Origin of the sequence: Microbispora sp. NPDC046973, from assembly GCF_040644495.1 — a bacterium.
Lineage (GTDB): Bacteria > Actinomycetota > Actinomycetes > Streptosporangiales > Streptosporangiaceae > Microbispora.
Genome location: NZ_JBEYWQ010000015.1, coordinates 52,086 through 73,367, shown reverse-complemented (window position 1 = coordinate 73,367; position 21,282 = coordinate 52,086). Strand labels below are relative to the sequence as shown.

16 protein-coding genes are annotated in these 21,282 nt (G+C 71.1%); 8 read left to right on the top strand and 8 right to left on the bottom strand.

The genetic code is table 11. The features are described from left to right. Window positions 1–55: 55 nt before the first annotated feature. From ABZ860_RS25715 to glgP, 3 genes are all read right to left on the bottom strand, one after another. Window positions 56–829, bottom strand: a complete 774-nt coding sequence (locus tag ABZ860_RS25715) for an enoyl-CoA hydratase-related protein (RefSeq protein WP_357224655.1) — start codon at window positions 827–829, stop codon at window positions 56–58. Window positions 830–851: 22 nt separating this feature from the next. Beyond that, window positions 852–1,910 (bottom strand): glycosyltransferase family 4 protein, encoded by a 1,059-nt coding sequence (locus ABZ860_RS25710; RefSeq protein WP_357224653.1) that lies wholly within the window; start codon window positions 1,908–1,910, stop codon window positions 852–854. Between the two features lie 71 nt (window positions 1,911–1,981). Then, window positions 1,982–4,579, bottom strand: coding sequence for an alpha-glucan family phosphorylase (gene glgP / locus ABZ860_RS25705; RefSeq protein WP_357224652.1), 2,598 nt, complete (start codon window positions 4,577–4,579; stop codon window positions 1,982–1,984). 378 nt (window positions 4,580–4,957) lie between these two features. Between glgP and ABZ860_RS25700 the strand changes: the two genes are divergently transcribed. From ABZ860_RS25700 to glgB, 4 genes are read left to right on the top strand one after another with little or no spacing between them, the layout of a single operon-like run. Continuing rightward, entirely contained in the window at window positions 4,958–7,006 is a 2,049-nt protein-coding gene (locus tag ABZ860_RS25700) for an alpha-1,4-glucan--maltose-1-phosphate maltosyltransferase (RefSeq protein WP_357224649.1), read from the top strand. Window positions 7,007–7,037: 31 nt separating this feature from the next. Next, a complete protein-coding gene (gene treS / locus ABZ860_RS25695) occupies window positions 7,038–8,789 on the top strand; it encodes a maltose alpha-D-glucosyltransferase (RefSeq protein WP_357224647.1) in 1,752 nt (583 codons plus the stop codon). After that, entirely contained in the window at window positions 8,786–10,135 is a 1,350-nt protein-coding gene (locus ABZ860_RS25690) for an aminoglycoside phosphotransferase (RefSeq protein ID WP_357224646.1), read from the top strand. Before treS ends, ABZ860_RS25690 begins: the two co-directional genes overlap by 4 nt. 47 nt (window positions 10,136–10,182) lie before the next feature. Continuing rightward, window positions 10,183–12,393 carry a 1,4-alpha-glucan branching protein GlgB gene (glgB, locus tag ABZ860_RS25685; RefSeq protein WP_357224644.1) on the top strand — a complete coding sequence of 737 codons (2,211 nt, stop codon included), beginning with the start codon at window positions 10,183–10,185 and terminating at the stop codon, window positions 12,391–12,393. 101 nt (window positions 12,394–12,494) lie between these two features. Here glgB and ABZ860_RS25680 read toward each other — a convergent pair whose 3' ends face one another. Beyond that, window positions 12,495–13,103, bottom strand: a complete 609-nt coding sequence (locus ABZ860_RS25680; RefSeq protein ID WP_357224643.1) for a TetR/AcrR family transcriptional regulator — start codon at window positions 13,101–13,103, stop codon at window positions 12,495–12,497. A 94-nt stretch (window positions 13,104–13,197) separates the two neighbouring features. Here ABZ860_RS25680 and ABZ860_RS25675 point away from each other — a divergent pair, with 94 nt between their 5' ends. Then, the gene (locus tag ABZ860_RS25675) at window positions 13,198–13,947 is read left to right on the top strand and encodes an SDR family oxidoreductase (RefSeq protein ID WP_357224641.1); all 750 of its coding nucleotides are present in this window, start codon (window positions 13,198–13,200) and stop codon (window positions 13,945–13,947) included. Window positions 13,948–14,120: 173 nt separating this feature from the next. Here the strand turns inward: ABZ860_RS25675 and ABZ860_RS25670 are convergent, their stop codons facing one another. Then, the gene (locus ABZ860_RS25670; protein ID WP_357224640.1) at window positions 14,121–15,275 is read right to left on the bottom strand and encodes an epoxide hydrolase family protein; all 1,155 of its coding nucleotides are present in this window, start codon (window positions 15,273–15,275) and stop codon (window positions 14,121–14,123) included. Between the two features lie 62 nt (window positions 15,276–15,337). On the opposite strand from ABZ860_RS25670, the gene ABZ860_RS25665 reads away from it, so the two are divergent. Next, window positions 15,338–16,303 carry a WYL domain-containing protein gene (locus tag ABZ860_RS25665; RefSeq protein ID WP_357224638.1) on the top strand — a complete coding sequence of 322 codons (966 nt, stop codon included), beginning with the start codon at window positions 15,338–15,340 and terminating at the stop codon, window positions 16,301–16,303. A 91-nt stretch (window positions 16,304–16,394) separates the two neighbouring features. Here the strand turns inward: ABZ860_RS25665 and ABZ860_RS25660 are convergent, their stop codons facing one another. Beyond that, the gene (locus ABZ860_RS25660) at window positions 16,395–17,378 is read right to left on the bottom strand and encodes an NAD(P)-dependent alcohol dehydrogenase (protein WP_357224637.1); all 984 of its coding nucleotides are present in this window, start codon (window positions 17,376–17,378) and stop codon (window positions 16,395–16,397) included. Between the two features lie 161 nt (window positions 17,379–17,539). Here ABZ860_RS25660 and ABZ860_RS25655 point away from each other — a divergent pair, with 161 nt between their 5' ends. Then, window positions 17,540–18,208: a DUF2306 domain-containing protein gene (locus tag ABZ860_RS25655; protein WP_357224635.1), complete on the top strand. Its 669-nt coding sequence runs from the start codon at window positions 17,540–17,542 to the stop codon at window positions 18,206–18,208. 5 nt (window positions 18,209–18,213) lie between these two features. Here the strand turns inward: ABZ860_RS25655 and ABZ860_RS25650 are convergent, their stop codons facing one another. Both ABZ860_RS25650 and ABZ860_RS25645 read right to left on the bottom strand, forming a co-directional pair. Further along, window positions 18,214–18,858: a cysteine hydrolase gene (locus ABZ860_RS25650; RefSeq protein WP_357224633.1), complete on the bottom strand. Its 645-nt coding sequence runs from the start codon at window positions 18,856–18,858 to the stop codon at window positions 18,214–18,216. Window positions 18,859–18,905: 47 nt separating this feature from the next. Then, window positions 18,906–20,186 (bottom strand): MFS transporter, encoded by a 1,281-nt coding sequence (locus ABZ860_RS25645; protein ID WP_357224630.1) that lies wholly within the window; start codon window positions 20,184–20,186, stop codon window positions 18,906–18,908. 133 nt (window positions 20,187–20,319) lie between these two features. On the opposite strand from ABZ860_RS25645, the gene ABZ860_RS25640 reads away from it, so the two are divergent. Continuing rightward, the gene (locus ABZ860_RS25640; protein ID WP_357224629.1) at window positions 20,320–21,255 is read left to right on the top strand and encodes a LysR family transcriptional regulator; all 936 of its coding nucleotides are present in this window, start codon (window positions 20,320–20,322) and stop codon (window positions 21,253–21,255) included. Window positions 21,256–21,282: the final 27 nt, after the last annotated feature.

Here is a 21,282-nt window from a genome sequence, read left to right as displayed (position 1 = left end):
CCCCGAGCCGCCGCGCCGAAGGCGCGGCAGATCAACACAAAGGGGCGCGGCGATGTCACCGTCCGGTGAACTTGGGACGGCGCTTCTCGGCGAAGGCCGTCATGCCCTCCCGGGCGTCCTGGGTGGCGAACAGACCGGAGAACTGGAGCCGCTCGATCTCCAGGCCGGTGTCGAGGTCGGTCTCGAGGCCGTGGTCGATGGCGAGCTTGGCCGCCCGGACCGCGGCGACCGGTCCCTCGGCGAAGGTCGCGGCGAGTTCGAGCGCCGCGGTGTAGACCTCGCCGTCGGGCACCACCCGGTCGACCAGGCCGATGGCGAGCGCCTCGGCGGCGTCCACGTGCCGCCCGGTGAAGATCAGATCCTTAGCCCGGGCGGGCCCGACGAGCCGGGACAGGCGCTGGGTCCCGCCCGCGCCGGGGATGATCCCGAGGGTGATCTCCGGCTGGCCGAGCTTCGCGCTCTGCCCGGCCACCCGGAAGTCGGCGCACAGCGCGAGCTCGCAGCCGCCGCCCAGGGCGTACCCGGTGATCGCCGCGATCACCGGCTTGCCGATCCGCGCGACGGCGGTGAAGCAGTCCTGCAGAGTGCGCGAGTGCACGGCCATGTCGGCGTAGGACATGACCGCCATCTCCTTGATGTCGGCGCCGGCCGCGAAGACGCGTTCGCCGCCGTAGACGATGACGGCGTGCGTGTTCGGGTCGGCGTCCACGAGCCCCGCGGCCTCCGCGATCTCCTCCTGGACCTGCCGGTTCAGCGCGTTCATCTTCGGCCGGTCGAGCCGGATCGTGGCGATGTGCTCGGAGATCTCCACCCTGACGAATTCACCCATGGCCCCCACGATAAGGGGGAGATCAGCGCCCGAGCGGGAGGGGCCGCCGGGGAGCGGCCGGCGTCGCGGCCGCGATGCCGTGGTAGATCCGCTCGTATCCCTCGACCATCACGGGCACGTCGAAGTGCCGGACCACGCGGTCGCGCACGGCGTGCGGGTCCAGCGCGGAGACCGCCTCGATCGCGGCGGGGAGCTCGCCGGGCGTGTCGCGGACGTAGCCGGTCACCCCGTCCACCACGATCTCGGGCACCGCGCCCCGCCGCAGCGCCACCACCGGCGTGCCGCAGGCCATCGCCTCGATCATGACCATGCCGAAGGGCTCGTCCCACAGCAGCGGGAGCACCAGGCACCGGGCCCGGGAGAACAGTTCGCTCTTGAGCGGGCCGTCCGCCTCTCCCAGGTATTCGACGCCGGGCCCGAGCAGCGGCTCCACCCGCTCGCGGAAGTAGGCCTGCTCCGCCCGCTCGGCTTGCCTGCCGACCAGCAGGATGCGGCGGCCCGCCGCGCGCGCCGCCTCGATCGCGAGGTGCGCGCCCTTGTCCGGGCTGAGCCGTCCCAGCCACAGCACCCAGTCGTCCTTGTGCTCCAGGAACGGCCACGCCGCGACGTCCAGCGCGTTGTGCACCCGCCCCACCCAGTTCAGGCCGGGCGCGTGGGCGCGCTGGGCCGAGGAGATGGCGACCAGGGACACGTCCGCGCCGAGGCTCCGGTAGTAGTCGCCGAGCTCTCCGCTCACGTCGTTGTGGCAGGTGACGACCGTCGGCACGAGCCGCCCCCCGGCGGTGAGCGGCCCGGCCAGCGAGTGGTCGTGGACGATGTCCACGTCCAGGCCCCGCAGGAGGCGGGCCGCCTCGGCCGCGTGCACCACCTCGGGGAACGGCTCGCCGATCCGTGCCGAGGGCGGCTCGTCGTAGGTCCTTAGGTCCACGCCGTGGCCTGCCCCGATGACGGTGACCCGGTGCCCGCGCGCCCGCAGGCCGTGGACCAGGGCGGCGGTCACCGCCTCGATGCCGCCGTACGTGCGGGGCGGCACGTCGTACCAGGGCGGGGCGACCATCCCGATGTGCAGGGCCTGTGCCATGGTGCTGGTCTACCCCTCTCACCTGCCACGGAAGCAGGCGAGAGGGGTGACCGGGTCAACTCTTCCCAGCCCTAGCGCAGGGTGCCGTTGGTCATGCCGACCGGCTCCTCAGGGACGGTGATGAGGCCGAGCTCCGCCGCGGACGCCATCAGCGGGTGGAACGGGACCACGCGCACGCTGTAGCCGAACGCACCGGTGCGGTCCAGCGGCACGACGCCGGTGTAGTGCGCCCTGCCGTCGTCGCCCACCGAGTCGACCTTCAGCGTGACGTAGCCGGGTGACAGCAGCTCGTCGTGCGCGCCCACCCTGCCGTAGGCGGCCTGCACCTGGAGGTCCTCGGGCGACAGCTCGCCGAGGGCGATCGTGGCCCGCAGCTCCAGCCGGGCCCCCAGCTCGGGGGTGTCCCCCACGCCGGTCGCCTCGACGTGCTCGACCCGCACGCCCGGCCACGCCTTGGCCACGCGCAGCTTCCAGGCCGCGAACAGCCGGGCGTTGCCGTACCCGTCGGCCGCCAGCGACCGGGCGGAGGCCGCCGCCGGGGTGTACAGGTCGGTGACGTAGTCGTGCAGCATGCGCCCGGCCAGCACCTTCGGCCCGAGCGAGCTCAGCGTGTGCTTGACCATCTCCAGCCAGCGCCGCGGCAGGCCGTCGGCGGCCCGGTCGTAGAAGCGGTCGGCGACCTCGCGCTCGATGAGGTCGTACAGCGCCGTGGCCTCCAGCTCGTCGCGGCGCTCGGGGTCGTCGACGCCGTCGGCGCTGGGGATCGCCCAGCCGTTGTTGCCGTCGTACCACTCGTCCCACCATCCGTCGCGGATGGACAGGTTGAGGCCGCCGTTGAGCGCCGCCTTCATGCCGGACGTGCCGCACGCCTCCAGCGGGCGCAGCGGGTTGTTCATCCACACGTCGGAGCCCGTCACCATGAGCTGCCCGAGCGCCATGTCGTAGTCGGGCAGGAAGACGATGCGGTGCCGCACGTCCTCGGAGTCGGCGAAGCGGACGATCTGCTGGATGAGCTTCTTGCCGCCCTCGTCGGCCGGGTGCGCCTTGCCTGCGATGACGATCTGCACCGGCTTGTCCGGATCGAGCAGCAGCCTGCGGAGCCGGTCGGGCTGGCAGAGCATGAGGGTCAGCCGCTTGTAGGAGGGCACCCGCCGGGCGAAGCCGATCGTCAGCACGTCCGGGTCGAGCGCCTCGTCCACCCAGCCCAGCTCGGCCTCGCTGGCGCCGCGCTGCCGCCACGACTTGCGCAGCCGCCGGCGCGCCTCCTCGACCAGGCGGGCGCGCAGCTTGGCGCGGATGCCCCAGATGTCGGCCTCGGAGAGCTTGTGCACGCCCTCCCAGCCCTGCGCCTTGTCGATCAGCGAGGGCAGTTCCTCGCCGGCGAGCTCCATCATCTCCCGGCCGACCCACGTGGGGGCGTGGACGCCGTTGGTGATCGAGCCGATCGGCACCTCGTCCACGTCGAAGCCCGGCCACAGGCCCTGGAACATCTCCCGGCTGACGTGGCCGTGCAGCTCGGACACGCCGTTGACCCGCTGGGCCAGCCGCATGCCCATGACGGCCATGTTGAAGACCGACTTGTCGGCCTCGGGGCCCTCGGGCTCGGCGCCGAGCTCGAGGATGCGGTCCACCGATACCGTCGGCCAGGCGTTGGACCCGCCGAACTGGCGGGCGATCATCTCGGCCGGGAACCGGTCGATGCCGGCGGGGACCGGCGTGTGGGTGGTGAACACGGTCCCGGCGCGTACGGCCTCCAGGGCCTCCTCGAACGACAGCCGGGCCTCGGTGAGCTCGCGGATGCGCTCCAGGCCGAGGAAGCCGGCGTGGCCCTCGTTGGTGTGGAACACCTCGGGCTCGGGGTGGCCGGTGATCCGGCAGTAGGCCCGGATGGCCCGCACGCCGCCGATGCCGAGCAGCAGTTCCTGCATCAGGCGGTGGTCGCCGCCTCCGCCGTACAGGCGGTCGGTCACGTCCCTGGCGACCGTGTCGTTCTCGGCGACGTCGGAGTCGAGCAGGAGCAGCGGCACCCGGCCGACCTGGGCCACCCAGACCTGGGCGTGCAGGACACGCCCCTCCGGCAGGCCGATCTTGATGCGGGCCGGCGCGCCGTCCTCCTCCTTGAGCAGGGTGAGCGGCAGGCCGCCGGGGTCGAGGGAGGGGTAGTGCTCGAGTTGCCAGCCCTCCGCGGACAGCGACTGGGTGAAGTAGCCGTGCCGGTAGAGCAGGCCGACGCCGAGGATCGGCACTCCGAGGTCGCTGGCGGCCTTCAGGTGGTCGCCGGCGAGGATGCCGAGGCCGCCGGAGTACTGCGGCAGGGCGGCGGAGATGCCGTACTCGGGCGAGAAGTAGCCGATCGCCTGCGGCACGCCCTCCAGCGACTGGTACCACCTGGGGGCGGTCATGTACTCGCGCAGGTCGTCGGCGGCGTCGGCCAGGCGGCGCAGGAAGCGCCGGTCCTGGGCGAGCTCGCGCAGCCTGTCGGCCTCGACCGCGCCGAGCAGCGCGACGGGGTCGTGATCGACACGCTCCCAGACGTCGGGATCCACCTCGGCGAACAGGTCCATGGTCTCGGGGTGCCACGACCATCGGAGGTTTTGGACCAACTCACCCAGAGGTGCGAGCTGTGAGGGAAGAACGGTTCGGACAGTGAACCTGCGGATAGCTCTCACGGGGCCAGACCCTAGTTACTCAGCGCCACGACGCGCGACCGAATCAAACTTGTCGTACTGCGATGCCAGTTCTCGAACGCTCTCACCACCATCAAACCGGTTCAAACCTCACCAAAGTACCCTTGACCTGGTGATGTCCGTGCCCGACCGCGGCGGCCGGCACGCAATGATCGATCTCCCGGGGACGCCGTCCCAAACACGGCGAGCGGTCTTTCGTTCGGCAGGGGTAAGAGTGGACTATTGGGGCAACCCCTGTATGGATGAGGAAGGACCGCGGCCAGCGGATCCTGCCTCCCGCGCTGCCCGCCTGACCACAGCTGTTCCTGCCCCGCAAGCCCCGGCGGCTCCCGGTGTGCCGCCCCCGAGTACGAAGTGACGATGATCGGACGCATTCCCATCCAGGACATCCAGCCCGTCGTCGACTGCGGCCAGTGGCCCGCCAAGGCCGCCGCGGGAGAGACCTTCGAGATCAGCGCGACGGTGTTCCGCGAGGGACACGACGCGGTCGCCGCCGGCGTGGTGCTGATCGACCCGAGCGGCACGCCGGGCCGGATGCTGCCCATGCGCGAGGTCGCGCCCGGCACCGACCGGTGGAGCGTGGAGGTGACGCTGCCCGCCGAGGGCCTGTGGCAGTTCCGGGTCGAGGCCTGGAGTGATCCGATCGCCACGTGGATGCACGACGCGGGCATCAAGATCCCCCGCAACCTGGACGCCGACCTCATGTGCGAGGAGGGCGCCCGGCTGTTCGAGCGGGCGGCCAAGGGCGTGCGGGCGGCCGACTGCGCGGCGACGGAGGCGGGCGGCGTCTGCGGGCACCGGGCCGCGCTGCTGGCCCTCGCGGCCCGCCTTCGGGACGAGGCGGTGGACCCCAGGGCGCGCTTCGCGGCGACCCAGATGCCCGAGACGGCCGCGCTGATCGCCGCGCACCCCCTGCGCGACCTGCTCACCCGGTCGGGCCGCAACCGCGTACGGGTGGACCGGCGGCGGGCGCTGTTCGGCTCCTGGTATGAGTTCTTCCCCCGCTCCGAGGGGGCCGTGGTGGGGCAGGAGGGCGTCGCACCCAAGTCGGGGACGTTCACGACGGCGGCCAAGCGGCTCCCGGCGATCGCCCAGATGGGCTTCGACGTGGTCTACCTGCCGCCGATCCACCCGATCGGCACGCAGTTCCGCAAGGGCCGCAACAACACCCTGACGCCCGACCAGTACGACCCCGGGTCGCCCTGGGCCATCGGCGCACAGGAGGGTGGGCACGACGCGATCCACCCCGATCTGGGCACGATCGAGGACTTCGACGAGTTCGTGGCCAAGGCACGCGAGCTGGGTATGGAGGTCGCCCTCGACCTCGCGCTCCAGTGCTCCCCCGACCACCCCTGGGTCAAGGAACACCCGGAGTGGTTCAACATCCGGGCCGACGGCTCGATCGCGTACGCCGAGAACCCGCCGAAGAAATACCAGGACATCTACCCCCTGAACTTCGACAAGGACCCCGAGGGGATCTACGCGGAGATCAAGCGGGTGGTCCGGCACTGGATGGACCACGGTGTGCGGATCTTCCGGGTGGACAACCCGCACACCAAGCCGGTCCGGTTCTGGGAGCGGCTGCTGTCCGACATCAACTCCACCGACCCCGACGTGCTGTTCCTCGCCGAGGCGTTCACCCGCCCGGCCATGCTGCAGACCCTCGCGAAGGTCGGGTTCCACCAGTCGTACACGTACTTCACCTGGCGCAACTCCAAGCCCGAGGTGGAGGAGTACCTGCGGGAGCTGTCCCACCAGACCTCGCACTACCTGCGGCCGAACCTCTTCGTCAACACGCCCGACATCCTGCACGAGTACCTCCAGCACGGAGGCGTGCCGGCGTTCAAGATCCGGGCGGTCCTGGCGGCGCTGATGGCGCCCACCTGGGGGGTCTACTCGGGGTACGAACTGGCCGAGAACGTCCCGGTCCGTCCGGGCAGCGAGGAGTACCTCGACAGCGAGAAGTACCAGTATCGGCCGCGTGACTGGGCGGAGGCGGAGCGTGAGGGCCGTAGCCTTGCCCCGTTCATTACCCAGCTCAATTTGTTGAGAAGAGCACACCCGGCGCTCCAGGAATTGCGTAACCTACGTTTTCACAACGTCGACCAGCCGGACGTGATCTGCTTCTCCAAGCGGCTGCCCGGCGCCTATGACACGGCCTCACGACGGCACGGACTAGGCGATGTCGTGCTGGCCGTCGTCAATCTGGATCCACACAACACACACGAGGCGACGGTCCGGCTCGACATGCCTGCCCTCGGTCTCGACTGGCATGCCGAGTTCGTCGTGGACGACCAACTGTCGGGCGAGTCGTACCGCTGGGGGCAGGCGAACTACGTGCGCCTCGACCCGCACGTACATCCCGCACACATTCTCACGCTCCGCCACGGGTCAGCGCACCGCCCGTGAGCGCAGCTCGGCACATCCGGGGAGTCAAAAGGTGAGCTCGACGACACCTCAGCCCAGTCACATCCAGCCCAGCCACACGCAGCCCGTCCCGAACACCTTCACCGAGGAGGAACCACGGGATCGGCGCTGGTACAAGCGGGCTGTCTTCTACGAGGTGCTGATCCGGGGCTTCGCCGACTCGAACGGCGACGGCACCGGCGACATCCGCGGCCTCATCGAGAAGCTGGACTACCTCCAGTGGCTCGGCATCGACTGCCTCTGGCTGCTCCCGCTGTACGAGTCCCCCCTCAAGGACGGCGGGTACGACATCTCGGACTACATGAAGATCCTTCCGGACTTCGGTGACCTGGGGGACTTCATCAAGCTGGTCGACGAGGCGCACAAACGGGGCATCCGGGTCATCGCCGACCTGGTCATGAACCACACCAGCGACCAGCACCCCTGGTTCCAGGCGTCCCGGCACGACCCCGAGGGCCCGTACGGCGACTTCTACGTGTGGAGCGACACCGACGAGAGGTACCAGGACGCCCGGATCATCTTCGTCGACACCGAGGCGTCCAACTGGACCTACGACCCCGTCCGCGGGCAGTACTACTGGCACCGGTTCTTCCACCACCAGCCGGACCTCAACTTCGAGAACCCGGCGGTGCAGGACGCGATGATGGAGGTCATCCGCTTCTGGCTCGACCTCGGCATCGACGGCTTCCGGCTCGACGCCATCCCGTACCTGTTCGAGCAGGAGGACACCAACTGCGAGAACCTGCCGGCGACCCACGCGTACCTGAAGCGGGTGCGGGCGGAGGTCGACCGGATCTACCCCGACCGGGTGCTGCTGGCCGAGGCCAACCAGTGGCCGGCCGACGTGGTGGAGTACTTCGGCGACCCGGTCACCGGCGGCGACGAGTGCCACATGGCCTTCCACTTCCCGCTGATGCCGCGCATCTTCATGGCGGTGCGGCGGGAGTCGCGCTACCCCATCTCGGAGATCATGGCCCAGACGCCGAAGATCCCCGAGAACTGCCAGTGGGGCATCTTCCTGCGCAACCACGACGAGCTCACGCTCGAGATGGTGACCGACGAAGAGCGCGACTACATGTACTCCGAGTACGCCAAGGACCCCCGCATGCGGGCCAACGTCGGCATCCGCCGCCGGCTGGCGCCGCTGCTGGACAACGACCGCAACCAGATCGAGCTGTTCACCGCGCTGCTGCTCAGCCTGCCCGGCTCACCCGTGCTGTACTACGGCGACGAGATCGGCATGGGCGACAACATCTGGCTCGGCGACCGGGACGGCGTCCGCACGCCGATGCAGTGGACGCCCGACCGCAACGCGGGCTTCTCGAGCTGCGACCCCGGCCGGCTCTACCTGCCGGTGATCATGGACCCGATCTACGGGTACCAGGCGATCAACGTCGAGGCGCAGCAGAAGAGCGCCAGCTCGCTGCTCCACTTCACCAAGCGGATGATCGAGATCCGCAAGCGTCACCCGGTGTTCGGCCTCGGTGAGTTCACCGAGCTGAACTCGTCCAACCCGAGCGTGCTCGCGTTCGTGCGCGAGCTGGGCGACGACCGGGTGCTGTGCGTCAACAACCTGTCGCGCTTCCCCCAGCCGGTCGAGCTCGACCTGCGCAGGTTCGAGGGATCCACGCCGGTCGAGTGCATGGGCGGAGTTCCTTTTCCACCGATCGGCGAGCTTCCGTATCTTTTGACGCTCCCTGGGCATGGGTTCTATTGGTTCACACTGCCCGTCACGCAGAGGACGGCCGGCACGAAGGAGGAGTGACGACTTCACTTCAGGGACTCCTGGCCGGCTGGATCACCGGACAACGGTGGTTCGCCGGCAAGGGGCGCGCCATCGACGACCTGTCCATCGACTCCGAGATCGAGATCGCCGCCGGCGACCCGGCGCTGCTCCATCTGATCGTCTGCGTGCGGCAGGGGGAGCGCCACACGCGTTACCAGATCCCGGTCGGGCTGCGTGAGCACGTGCCCGACCGGCTCGGGCACGTGCTGATCGGCACGTGCCGCCGTGACGACCGCGAGGTGAACGTCTACGACGCGCTGCACGACTCCGCCCTGACGGGGCATCTGCTGGAGGGGATGGCCGGCGACCGCCGGTTCGACGGCCTCGGCTTCCACCTCGCGCACGGGGCGGAGATCGACACCTCGCAGCGCAGTCTCGTGCTGACCGCCGAGCAGTCGAACACCTCGCTGGTGTACGGCGACAAGTACATATTCAAGCTGTTCCGCCAGCTCAACCCGGGGGTCAACCCCGAGCTGGAGATCATCACGGCGCTCGCGGACGCGGGCTCGGCCCACGTGGCCAAGCCGTACGGCTGGATCGAGACCGAGCTCCAGGGCGAGCCGACCACCTTGGCGATCATGCAGGAGTACCTGCAGAACGCCAATGAAGGCTGGTCGATGGCGCTGACCAGCGTCCGCGACCTCTACGCGTGCCAGGAGGGCATGCCGGCGGAGGACGCCGGAGGCGACTTCGCCGCCGAGGCGCGGCGGCTCGGGCTGGCCACCGCACAGGTGCACCGCGAACTCGCGCGAGCCTTCCCCACGGGGACGATCGAGCCGCCCGAGATCAAGCGGATGACCGAGCGGTTCCGCCGCCGCCTGGACAAGGCGGTCGCCGAGGTGCCGCGCCTCGGCGAGCACGCCGCCGTCGCCGTCGAGGCGTTCGACCGGCTGTCCGATCTCGGCCACGAGATCCCGGTGCAGCGGGTGCACGGCGACTACCACCTCGGCCAGGTCATGCGGACCATGACCGACTGGGTGGTGCTCGACTTCGAGGGCGAGCCGGGCCAGCCGCTGGCCGAGCGCCGGGCGCTCGACTCGCCGCTGCGCGACGTGGCGGGCATGCTGCGCTCGTTCGAATACGCCGCACGGCACCTGCTGGCCGGGCACCCCAACGCCGACGGGCTGGAGAACCGGGCCAGGGAGTGGTCGGAGCGCAACCGGGCCGCGTTCCTGGCCGGCTACTCGGAGGGCGGCGGGCGCATCCGCGGCGACGACGCGGTGCTGCTGCGCGCGCTCGAACTGAGCAAGGCGGTGTACGAGGTCGTCTACGAGGCGCGCAACCGGCCCTCATGGCTACCCATCCCGCTCGCGGCCTTTCGCTGACAAGATCAGGGTGTTCGGAGGGATATATCTAGGGCAGGTTGGGCGACATGGATTTGGACCGGCTGGCGGGGGGCGCGCATCACGACCCCCACTCCATATTGGGGGCCCATCCCGGGCCCGACGGTGTCACGATCAGGGCCCTGCGCCCCTTCGCGGAGAAGGTCGAGGTGCTGGCCGACGGGTCGGCGCACGAGATGAGCCATCTCGCGTTCGGGGTGTTCGAGGTGACGCTGCCCGGCGTCGACAAGGTCCCCGACTATCGCCTGCGCATCACCTACCCCGACGCCCCGCCGTACGAGACGGACGATCCGTACCGGCACTGGCCGACGCTGGGTGAGCTGGACCTCCACCTGATCGGTGAGGGCCGGCACGAGCGGCTGTGGGAGGTGCTCGGGGCGCGGGTGATACGTCACGAGGACGTGGACGGGACGGCCTTCTCGGTGTGGGCGCCGAACGCGCAGGGCGTGCGGGTGATCGGCGACTTCAACCACTGGAACGGCGCCGCCCACCCCATGCGCTCGCTCGGCCGGTCGGGCGTGTGGGAGCTGTTCCTCCCGGAGATCGGCGAGGGCACCCGGTACAAGTTCCAGATCCTCGGCCTCGACGGGATCTGGCGGGAGAAGGCCGATCCGATGGCCCGCCGCACCGAGGTGCCCCCGGCGACCGCCAGCATCGTCGAGAGGTCCGCCTACGAGTGGCGCGACGAGGAGTGGATGGCCGCCCGGCCGTCGCGCGACGCCCTCGCCGAGCCGATGAGCACCTACGAGGTGCACCTGGGCTCCTGGCGGCCCGGCCTGTCCTACCGCGACCTCGCCCGCGAGCTGGTCGAGTACGTCAAGGACATGGGCTTCACGCACGTGGAGTTCCTGCCGGTCGCCGAGCACCCGTTCGGCGGCTCGTGGGGCTACCAGGTGACCTCCTACTACGCCCCGACCTCGCGCTTCGGCTCCCCCGACGACTTCCGCCACCTCGTGGACGAGCTGCACCGGGCCGGCATCGGCGTCATCGTGGACTGGGTGCCCGCGCACTTCCCGATGGACGAGTGGGCGCTGGCCCGCTTCGACGGCACGCCGCTCTACGAGCACGCCGACCCCGCCCGCGGCACCCACCCCGACTGGGGCACGTACGTCTTCGACTTCGGGCGCAACGAGGTGCGCAACTTCCTGGTGGCCAACGCGCTCTACTGGCTGAAGGAGTTCCACGTCGACGGCCTGCGGGTGGACGCCGTGGCCTCGATGCTCTACCTCGACTACTCGCGCCGCGAGGGCGAGTGGACGCCCAACGTGTACGGCGGCAGGGAGAACCTCGACGCGATCGAGTTCCTCAAGGAGATGAACTCCGTCGTCTACCGCGAGGAGCCGGGCATCATGACGATCGCGGAGGAGTCGACCGCCTGGCCCGGCGTGTCGCGGCCCGTCCATCTCGGCGGGCTCGGTTTCGGCTTCAAATGGAACATGGGCTGGATGCACGACTCGCTCAGCTACATGTCCCGGGAGCCGATCTACCGGCAGTATCACCACCACCAGATGACGTTCTCCCTGATGTACGCCTTCTCGGAGAACTTCGTGCTGCCGCTGTCGCACGACGAGGTCGTCCACCTCAAGGGGTCGCTGCTGGGCAAGATGCCGGGCGACGAGTGGCAGCGTTTCGCCAACCTCCGCGCCCTGTACGGCTTCATGTGGGCCCACCCCGGCAAGCAGTTGCTGTTCATGGGCGGCGAGTTCGGCCAGGGGGCCGAGTGGTCGGAGGCGAACGGCCTCGACTGGTGGGTGCTGGACTTCGACTTCCACCAGGGCGTACGCCGCCTGGTGAAGGACCTCAACCGCGTCTACCGGGACTCGCCCGCGCTGTACTCGCGCGACAACACCCATGAGGGCTTCCGCTGGATCGACGCCGACGACGCCCCGGGCAACGTGCTGTCGTTCCTGCGGTACGGCGCGGACGGCTCGGTGCTGGCCTGCGTCGCCAACTTCTCCGGTTCCCCGCACGAGGACTACCACCTCGGCCTGCCCACCCCCGGGCGGTGGGAGGAGATCCTCAACACCGATGCGTACGAGTACGCGGGGAGCGGCGTCGGCAACATGGGCGCGGTCGAGTCGGTCGAGGAGCCGCGGCACGGGCTGCCCTGCTCGACCCGGCTGCGCGTGCCGCCGCTCGGCGTCGTCTGGCTGCGGCCGGTGGAGAGCCCGACGGCCGTGAGCGCGGAGATGGAGGAGCCGAAGACGATCGAGCCGCCCGCCTCCGAGGAGGCGGTGTAGGTCTTCCTACCTGCGTCCAGGTAGAGAGGCTGCCCGGGCACGTGGGCTCGCAGAGGCGCGACTACGCCGCCGGCGTGGGCGACCTGAGCGGCGGGCGGTTCTCAAAGGGGCGGCCAGTCGCGTAGGGCGGCGTCGGCCATCTCCTGGAGTTCATCGCGGCCGACACCGCTCGCGGCTTGCACGGCGATGCCGAACACCAAGGTCGTGACGTATCGGGCCAGCAGCCCCGGATCGGTCTCCGGAGGCAGGTCGCCGTCGTCGACGGCTCGCTGGAACCGCTCCCGGACGCGGGAGCAGCCGTTGTTGCGCCAGGCGGCGAGAAGGTCACGGACCGCCTGCCCGGAGTCGCCGGTGGCCAGGGCACCCTGGACGCCCAGGCACCCGTGGGGATGGGCCGGGCGGGTGGTGGTCCGAACGACACCGGCCAGGATCGCGGTGGCGACGCCGAGGGCGGTCGGCTCCTCCAGGGCCCGGGCCAGGTACGCGCTCGGGCCTTCGGTGTAGCGCTCCAGGGCCTTGCGGAACAACTCCTCCTTGTTGCCGAAGGCTGCGTACATGCTTTTGGCGGAGATGCCCATCGCCTCGGTCAGTTTCGCCAGGCTGGCCCCCTCGTAGCCGTGCTCCCAGAAAGCCAGCATGGCGCGCTCAAGAGCGTCGTCGGCGTCGAATCCTCGCGGCCGGCCGATCGGGCCGCTCTGTCTGGTTGCCATCCCCGCAGCCTACCCCTTCCGCATCGATCGATGCAGAAGTGCTACTGTTCGACTTCAGCAGCGATCGCTGCAGAAGTTTGGGGAGGTTGTTCGCATGGGACTACTTGAGGGCAAGACCGCTCTCGTCACCGGGGGCAGCACCGGAATCGGCCTGGCCAGTGCCGTACGGCTGGCGGCCGAGGGCGCCCACGTGTTCATCACCGGCCGGCGCAAGGCCGAACTCGACGCAGCCGTCGAAGTGATCGGCTCAGCGGCTACCGCGATGATCGGCGACATCTCGAACCTGGCCGACCTGGACCGGATCTACGAGACGATCCGCGGCCGGGGGCGGGGTCTGGACGTCCTGTTCGCCAATGCCTCCGTCGCCGCGTTCGTGCCGCTTGAGCAGGTCACCGAGGAGCACTTCGACACCCTCTTCGGCATCAACGTCCGGGGCACGCTGTTCACCGTGCAGAAGGCGCTGCCCCTGCTCAACGACGGCGCCTCGGTAATCTTGAACGGCTCTACCAACGTGGACGTCGGCGCGGAGGCGTTCGGCGTGTACGCGGCGACCAAGGCCGCCACCCGATCGTTCGCCCGGACCTGGGCCAACGAACTCAAGGGACGCGGCATCCGGGTCAACACCATCACGCCCGGCCCGACCGACACCCCTGGTCTGTCGGGGCTCGCTCCCGACCCGGAACAGGCCGCCGCCCTCAAGCAGCACCTGGCCGCACAGGTGCCGCTGGGCCGGCTCGGGCGCCCGGAGGAGATCGCCGCCGCCGTGGCCTTCCTCGCCTCCGAGCAGAGCAGCTTCATCACCGGTTCGAGCCTGTACGTCGACGGCGGCCTGAACCAGATCTGAGTTCCGTGGCGCACATCCGGCGAGGATGACGCCTGGCGGGCCGGGCTCGCTCAGGCGGGCGAGCCCGGCAGCCCGCGTGGGTTGGGCACGAGCACCAGACCCGTGCCGAACTGATTGCCGGCCTCGCCCGGGCGCGACGAATCACCTTGAGGTGAGTCTGTCCCCGAAGCAGGTCAGGCGCGGCCGCGGAAGAACTCCCGCAGGTCCTCCACGAGCAGGCCGGGCGCCTCCAGGGCGGGGAAGTGACCGCCCCGGTCGAACTCGGTCCAGCGCACGATGGTGTGGGTCTTGTCGGCGAACCCACGGATGGCGAAGTCTGTGGGGAAGACCGCCACGGCCGTCGGCACGCTCGATCGCTCGCGCGGCGCCCACATGGACGGGTCGTTGAACCGCTCGAAGTAGGTGTGCGCGGCCGAGCCCGCGGTGCCGGTGTACCAGTAGAGGCTGACGTCAGTGAGGATCCGGTCGCGGTCCACGGCGTCCTCGGGCAGATCGGCGGCCGGGTCGGTCCATTCCTGGAACTTCTCCACGATCCAGGCGAGCTGGCCGGCCGGGGAGTCGTGCAGGGCGTGCGCGATCGTCTGCGGCCGCGTGCCCTGAATCTGCATGTACGCGCTCGACCGGTCCTGCCAGTCCTTCATCCGCCCCAGCCGCTCCCGTTCGGCCTCGGTGAGCGCGGCCATGTCGGCCGGGTCCCCCGTCGGGAAGGTGACCAGCGCGTTGAGGTGGACCCCGACGACCCGGTCGGGCGCCACTCGGCCGATCAGCGGGGCGATGAAAGCGCTCACGTCGCCGCCCTGCACGCCGTACCGGTCGTAGCCGAGCCGGTCCATCAGCTCTGCCAGCGCCGCGGCGGCCCGTCCGTCGGTCCAGCCGAGAGCGGGCAGCGGGCCGGAGAAGCCGTACCCGGGAAGCGACGGGATCACCACGTGGAAGGCGTCGGCGGAGTCGCCACCGTGCGCCACGGGGTCGGTGAGCGGGCCGATCACGTCGAGGAACTCCACGATCGAACCGGGCCAGCCGTGCAGCAGCAGCAGCGGCGTGGCGTCCGCCACGGCCGAGCGGACGTGCAGGAAGTGCAGGTCGATGCCGTCGATCGTGGTCGTGAACTGCGGATGGGCGTTGATCGCCGCCTCGTGCGCCCGCCAGTCGTACTTCTCCGCCCAGTACACCGCCAGGTCGCGCAGGTAGCCGGTCGGCACGCCGCGCTCCCAGCCGGCTCCCGGCAGCTCGGGGGCCCAGCGGGTGCGGGCCAGCCGATCACGCAGGTCGTCGACGTCGGCCTGGGGGATCTCGACGCGGAACGGACGGATCTCGGTGTTCGTCATGCGATCACCGTAGGAACGATCGGTGTCAGGTTCGGTCACTAATGGCGGGCACAATTCCGGTCATGCTGGAAACCTCGGCACGTCTGCTCCGGCTGCTCTCGCTGCTCCAGTCGCGCGGCGACTGGCGGGGCGCCGACCTGGCCGGACGGCTCGGCGTGGGCCTGCGTACGGTGCGGCGCGACATCGACCGACTGCGCGACCTCGGTTATCCGGTGGACGCGACTCCGGGAGTCGCGGGCGGTTATCGGCTCGGCGCCGGCACGGCGCTGCCGCCGCTGCTGCTCGACGACGAGGAGGCGGTGGCGGTGGCGATCGGGCTGCACACAGCGGCGACCGGCAGCGTGGCCGGGCTGGAGGAGAGCTCGGTGCGGGCGCTGGCCAAGCTCGAACAGATGCTCCCGGCCCGCCTCCGGCACCGGGTGACCGCGTTCCGGGCGGCGGCCGTGCCGCTGACCGGGCCGGCGCCGGTCGGCGAGGCGGTCGACCCCGGCCTGCTGACCGCGCTCGCGGCGGCCTGCCGGGATCATCGGCGGCTGCGGCTGCGGTACCGGGGACGGGACGGCCTGTCGGTCCGTACCGTCGAGCCCCACCGGCTGGCTCACACGCACCGCCGGTGGTATCTGCTGGCCTGGGACGTGGACCGCGACGCCTGGCGGACCTTCCGGGCCGACCGGATCCAGGGACCTGTGGACCCGCCCGGCGCCCGGTTCGCCCCGCGTACGCCTCCGTCCGGCGACGTGGCGGCCTACGTCTCCCAGGCGATCTCGTCGGCGCCCTACCGCTACCGGGCCCGGATCCTGTTCGAGGCCCCGATCGAGGCGGTGGCCAGGCGCTCCTCCCCCACGGCCGGCCGGCTGGAGGCGTACGGCGCCGACGCCTGCCTGTTCCACACGGGCTCCGACTCGCTGGAAACGCTGGCCCTGCACGTCGCGGCCAAGGGATTCCCGTTCCGGGTGCTGGACCCGCCCGAGCTGATCCCGGTCCTGCGCGACCTGGCCGACCGGCTGCGCCTGGCGGCCGAAGCCTAGCCACCGCCGCCTACGCCGTGCCCCGGCTTTTTCGCGGCCCTTTCGCGGGCCTTTGCGGCGAGACGGGCGAGGCGGGCCCCGGAAAGGCCGGTCAGACCGTGATGACGACCTTTCCTGGGGCGTGCCCCTGTTCCACGTATCCGATGGCCGCCGGGATCTCCGCGAACGGATAGCTGCGGTGGATCACCGGGGTGACCTTGCCGTCCTCGATGAGATCGGTCAGCCGCATCAGGTCGCCCCGGATGTTCCCGGCGCCGACCACCTGGGTCGCGACCACCCGCTGGGACACGAACGGCGCCACCGCGAGCGTCGCGATCATGTGACCGACGGGCTGCAGCCACCGTCCGGCCGGCCCGCCGACGAGGACGTGCGTCCCCCGGGGCTTCAGCACCCGCAGGCAGGCCCGCAGCGAGCGGGTGCCCGCGATGTCGAGCAGCAGATCGTGGCGCCGCCCGCGCCGGGTGAAGTCCTCCTTCGTGTAGTCGACGACCTCGTCCGCGCCGATCGACCGCACCAGGCCGGCGTTCCGCCCGCTGCACACACCGGTGACCTCGGCGCCGAACGCCTTGGCGAGCTGCACGGCGAACGTCCCCACACCGCCCGAGGCCCCGTTCACGAGAACGGCGTGGCCCGCCTGGACCCCTCCCTGGTCGAGCGCCATCAGCGCGGTGACGGCCGCCAGCGGCACCGCGGCCGCCTGCTCGAACGACAGGTTCTCCGGCTTCCGGACCAGTTCGCTCTCCCGCACGCACACGTACTCGGCGAAGCCGCCCTGGGTGAGCAGCGCGAACACCTCGTCGCCCGGGCGGAATTCCGTGACGCCGGCGCCGACCGCCTCGACCTGTCCCGCCACGTCGGCGCCCAGGATGCCGATTCGCGGCCCGCGCGGGCCGAGCGTGCCGCCCATCAGGCGCGCGGCGTACGGCTCGCCTCTCATGTGGTGCCAGTCGTACGGCTGGACGGAGGTGGCGCGCACCCGCACCAGCACCTCGCCGGGGCCGGGCACGGGCGTGACGACGTCGGTGAGCTCCAGGACGTCGGGCGGACCGTACGAGCGCAGGACGTACGCCTTCATGGGGTTCTCCTCGTCACCTCGGCGGTGGGAGGGCCAGCGTAAGAAGCGCCACGCCCAGGGCGTATCGGCCGAAAGTACGCCCGATCGGCAGCCGATCGGGCGGTGCGGTTCCGGCCGTTCCGCCGATGAAGCGCCGCCCCCTCGCGGACCACTATCGGCGCATGACCACACTGACGAAACGGCCCACGCTCGCACCCCGGTGGCTCGTGCCCGCCGCGCTGATCGCGCTCAGCGCCGTCCCGGTGATCGCCGGTTCCACCCGGCTGGGGCAACTGGCCGGCGGCGGGCCGATCACGCACGACAGCGCCCGGTATTTCGCGACGCCCGCGCCCGTCGTCGCGCACATCGTCTCCGTCACCCTCTTCAGCGTCCTGGGGGCCCTCCAGTTCGCCCGCGGATCACGCCGCCGCAGGCCCGCCTGGCATCGCGCCGCCGGGCGGCTCGTGGTGCCGTCCGGGATCGTCAGCGCGTTCACGGGTCTGTGGATGACGCTGTTCTATCCCCACCTGCCCAACGACAGCGCCCTCCTCATGGGCCTGCGACTGGTGTTCGGCACCCTCATGATCGTTTCGCTCGTCCTCGGCTTCGCGGCGATCCGGCGGCGGGACGTCGCCCGTCACCGCGCCTGGATGACACGGGGCTACGCGATCGGCATGGGCGCGGGCACCCAGTTGCTGACCGTCGGTCCCTGGATGGCGCTGGCCGGCGAGCCCGGCCCGCTCCCCCGGGCGCTGCTGATGGGCGCCGGATGGGTGATCAACCTCGTCGTCGCGGAGTGGGCCGTCCGCAGAGGTTCCATGCTTCCGGCTCCGTCCCGAGGCGCGAAGTAGGCGGCTCACACCCTGGCCGTCTCCTCCTGATCGGGATGGCTCTCGTCCCGGAGCGAGCACATCAGCGAGCACAGCTCTGCGGTGTCGATGATGTGGGCCATTCTCGGGAGAACGCCGGTCATCAGGGTCTGGTGGGCGTGCGGGTCCGGGTCGGCGACCCCGTCGGACAGGACGTAGAGCCGGTAGTCGCGGTCGGCGGCGTCGGTGACGGTGGACAGCACGACGCCGCTGGTGGTGATGCCGGCGATGACCAGGGTGGTGATTCCGCGAGCCCGCAGCCGCCGGTCCAGGTCCGTCGTGGACAGCGCGCCGAAGCGGGTCTTGCGGACGACGATGTCGCCGGGCTCGGGAGCGAGCCGAGGGTGGATGTCCGTGGCGGGATCCGCGTGGTGCATGAGGCGCTGCCGGCCGAGGAAGGAGAAAGCCCTGTTGGCCGGCGGGATCGCCGCCCAGTCGGCCTCGGTGAATCCGACTCGCACGTAGGCGACGGCGGCGCCGTGCGCGCGCATGTCGGCGATGGCGCCGGCCACCCGCGTCAGCAGCGCTTCCTGGCCGGCCTGGTCGGGGAGCGCGGCCAGGATCGCCTGCTGGTAGTCCATGACGAGCAGTGCGGCCGTCCGGGGGTCCGGCGCCGGGGTCGTGACGGTCATTTTCTCTCCTTGGGTGATGGGATCGCGGTGACGGCCGTGGCGGCCCGTCAGGCGCGGCTCGGTGCGGACTCGGTCTCTGCGGGGGGCTCGGCAGGGGGATCGGCAGAGGGATCGGCAGGGGGCGCCGCGGCACGCCGGGGAAGCAGCAGCGGGGTCGCCAGCAGGAGCACGCCGGCCAGGCCGATGGCCGTGCGCGGGCCGAGCAGGCCGCCCAGCACGCCCCAGACGGCCGTCAGGAGCGCGGTCGAGGCCTTGGTCGTCACCGTCCAGGCGGACAGCGTGCGGGCGATCCGGCCGGTCGCGGTGCGTTCGAGGCGATAGGTCGCGCAGACGGGGTTGAAGACCCCGCAGCAGAAGATGAGCCCGAGCTCGACGCCCATCACCAGCAGCAGCCCTCCGGCGCCCGGCCCCACGAAGGCCAGGCCGACGAGCCAGAGCGCGCGCAGCGCCCCGGACACGACCAGGACCCGGTGCTGCCCGAACCGGGTGACGAGCGGCCGGGCCAGCCGCGAACCCAGCAGCCCGCCGATCGAGGGCGCGGCGAAGGCCAGGCCGTACTGCCACGGCTCGAACCCGAGCCGGCCGAGCATCAGGACGGCCAGCAGCGCGTCGGCGGCCATCACCAGGCCGTTGAACACGGCGGTGTTGAAGAACAGGGGGCGCAGCGTCGCGTCGGCGAGGATGTACCGCCAGCCGTCGAGCAGGTCCCCGGCCCGCAGGGGCGCGGTCTCCCGGCGCTCGGGCCGCTGCTCCCTGCCGCCCGTCGCGCGGATGCCCAGGGCCGACAGCAGGTAGCTGACCGCGTCGGCCACCACCGTCGCCACCGGACCGAGGAGCCCGATCGCGGCACCGCCCAGCGGCGGCCCGATGATCGTGGTCGTCCAGGCGGTGGACTCGAATCGGGCGTTGGCGACGAGCAGGTCCCCGGCCGGCACCAGCGTCTTCAGGTACGCGCCGGAGGCGGCGCGGAAGGTGATGTCGGCCGCCGCGACGACGACCGAGACCAGCAGGAGCTGGACGAAGGAGAGCACGCCGAGCGCGAACGCGGCGGGGATCGTCAGCAGCGCCGCGAACCGCACCAGATCCGTCCCGATCAGCACCGGCCGCTTGCGGCGGAACTCCACCCACGGGCCCAGCGGCACCGCGACGGCCGCGCCCACCGCGGCCCCCACGGAGGCCAACGCCGCGACCTCCGCCGGCCCTGCGTGCAGCACCTGCACCGCGATCAGCGGGAACGCGCCGAAGGCGAGCCATGTGCCGAGCGCGCTGGTCCCGTACGCTGCCCAGAGCCACCCGAACCGCCGCCCCAGCCGGTGCCCGTTCCGCATGTCCCACGCCCCTCGTCAGTCACCCGCACAACCGATCCGCGATCGAAAGCATCAAAGCGAGGACCACGACCGGGGATCAAACAACGCCAGGCCGCCCGGCCACAACCGGCGGTTGTATCCCTAGGGTGTCCGCATGGACCTCGACACCGTCCGGACGTTCGTCGCCGCCGCCGACGCGGGGCAGTTCCAGGAGGCCGCCGCCGAGCTGGCGGTCACCCAGCAGGCCGTCTCCAAGCGCATCGCCGCGCTGGAGCGCGACCTCGGCGTGCGGCTGTTCACCCGCACGCCGCGCGGCGCCGAACTCACCATCGACGGGCAGGCGTTCCTGCCCCACGCCCGGGAGCTGCTGCGCGCGGCCGACCGGGCCGTCGCTTCCGTACGCGCGGGCAGTCGTCCACTGCGCGTCGACGTGCTCAGTTCGCGCGGCGCCGGGTCGGGCCTGATGCGCGGCTTCCACCGCGCGCACCCCGAGATCGAGCTCGACGTGGTGATGCTGCTCGACATCGAGCGGGCCGTCGCCGCCATCCGATCCGGCGCGATCGACGCGTCCTTCCGCGCCGTCGCCATGCCCGGCCGTCCGCTTCCCGAGGACATCGAGTCCGTCCGGGTGCTCGACGAGCCGCTCCAGCTCCTCACCGGTCCCGCCCACGCGCTCGCGGGCGCCCGGTCGGTGACCGTCGCTCAGCTCGCCGGGCACCGGATCTGGATGCCCGGCATCGTCCCCGGCAGCGAGTGGGCGGCCTACTACGACGACCTCGTCGCCGAGTTCGGCCTCACCATCGAGGCGACCGGCCCCAACTTCGGCTCCGACGCGCTCCTCGACACCGTCGCCGACACCCCGGCCCTGGCCACCTTCATGGGCGGGCACACCCGCCTCGTCTGGCCCGCCGGGCACGGCCTGCGCCGTATCCCGGTGACCGATCCCACGCCCGTCTACCCGCACTCACTCCTGTGGCACCGCGCCAACCCCCACCCCGCGCTGGCCACCCTCCGCGCCCACCTCGCCGCCACGGCGGCCGGCCACGACGCCGCCGGGACCTGGGCGCCCGGCTGGGCGATAGCGCGCTGAACGCCGCCGCCTCGGCGGAGCGCCGAT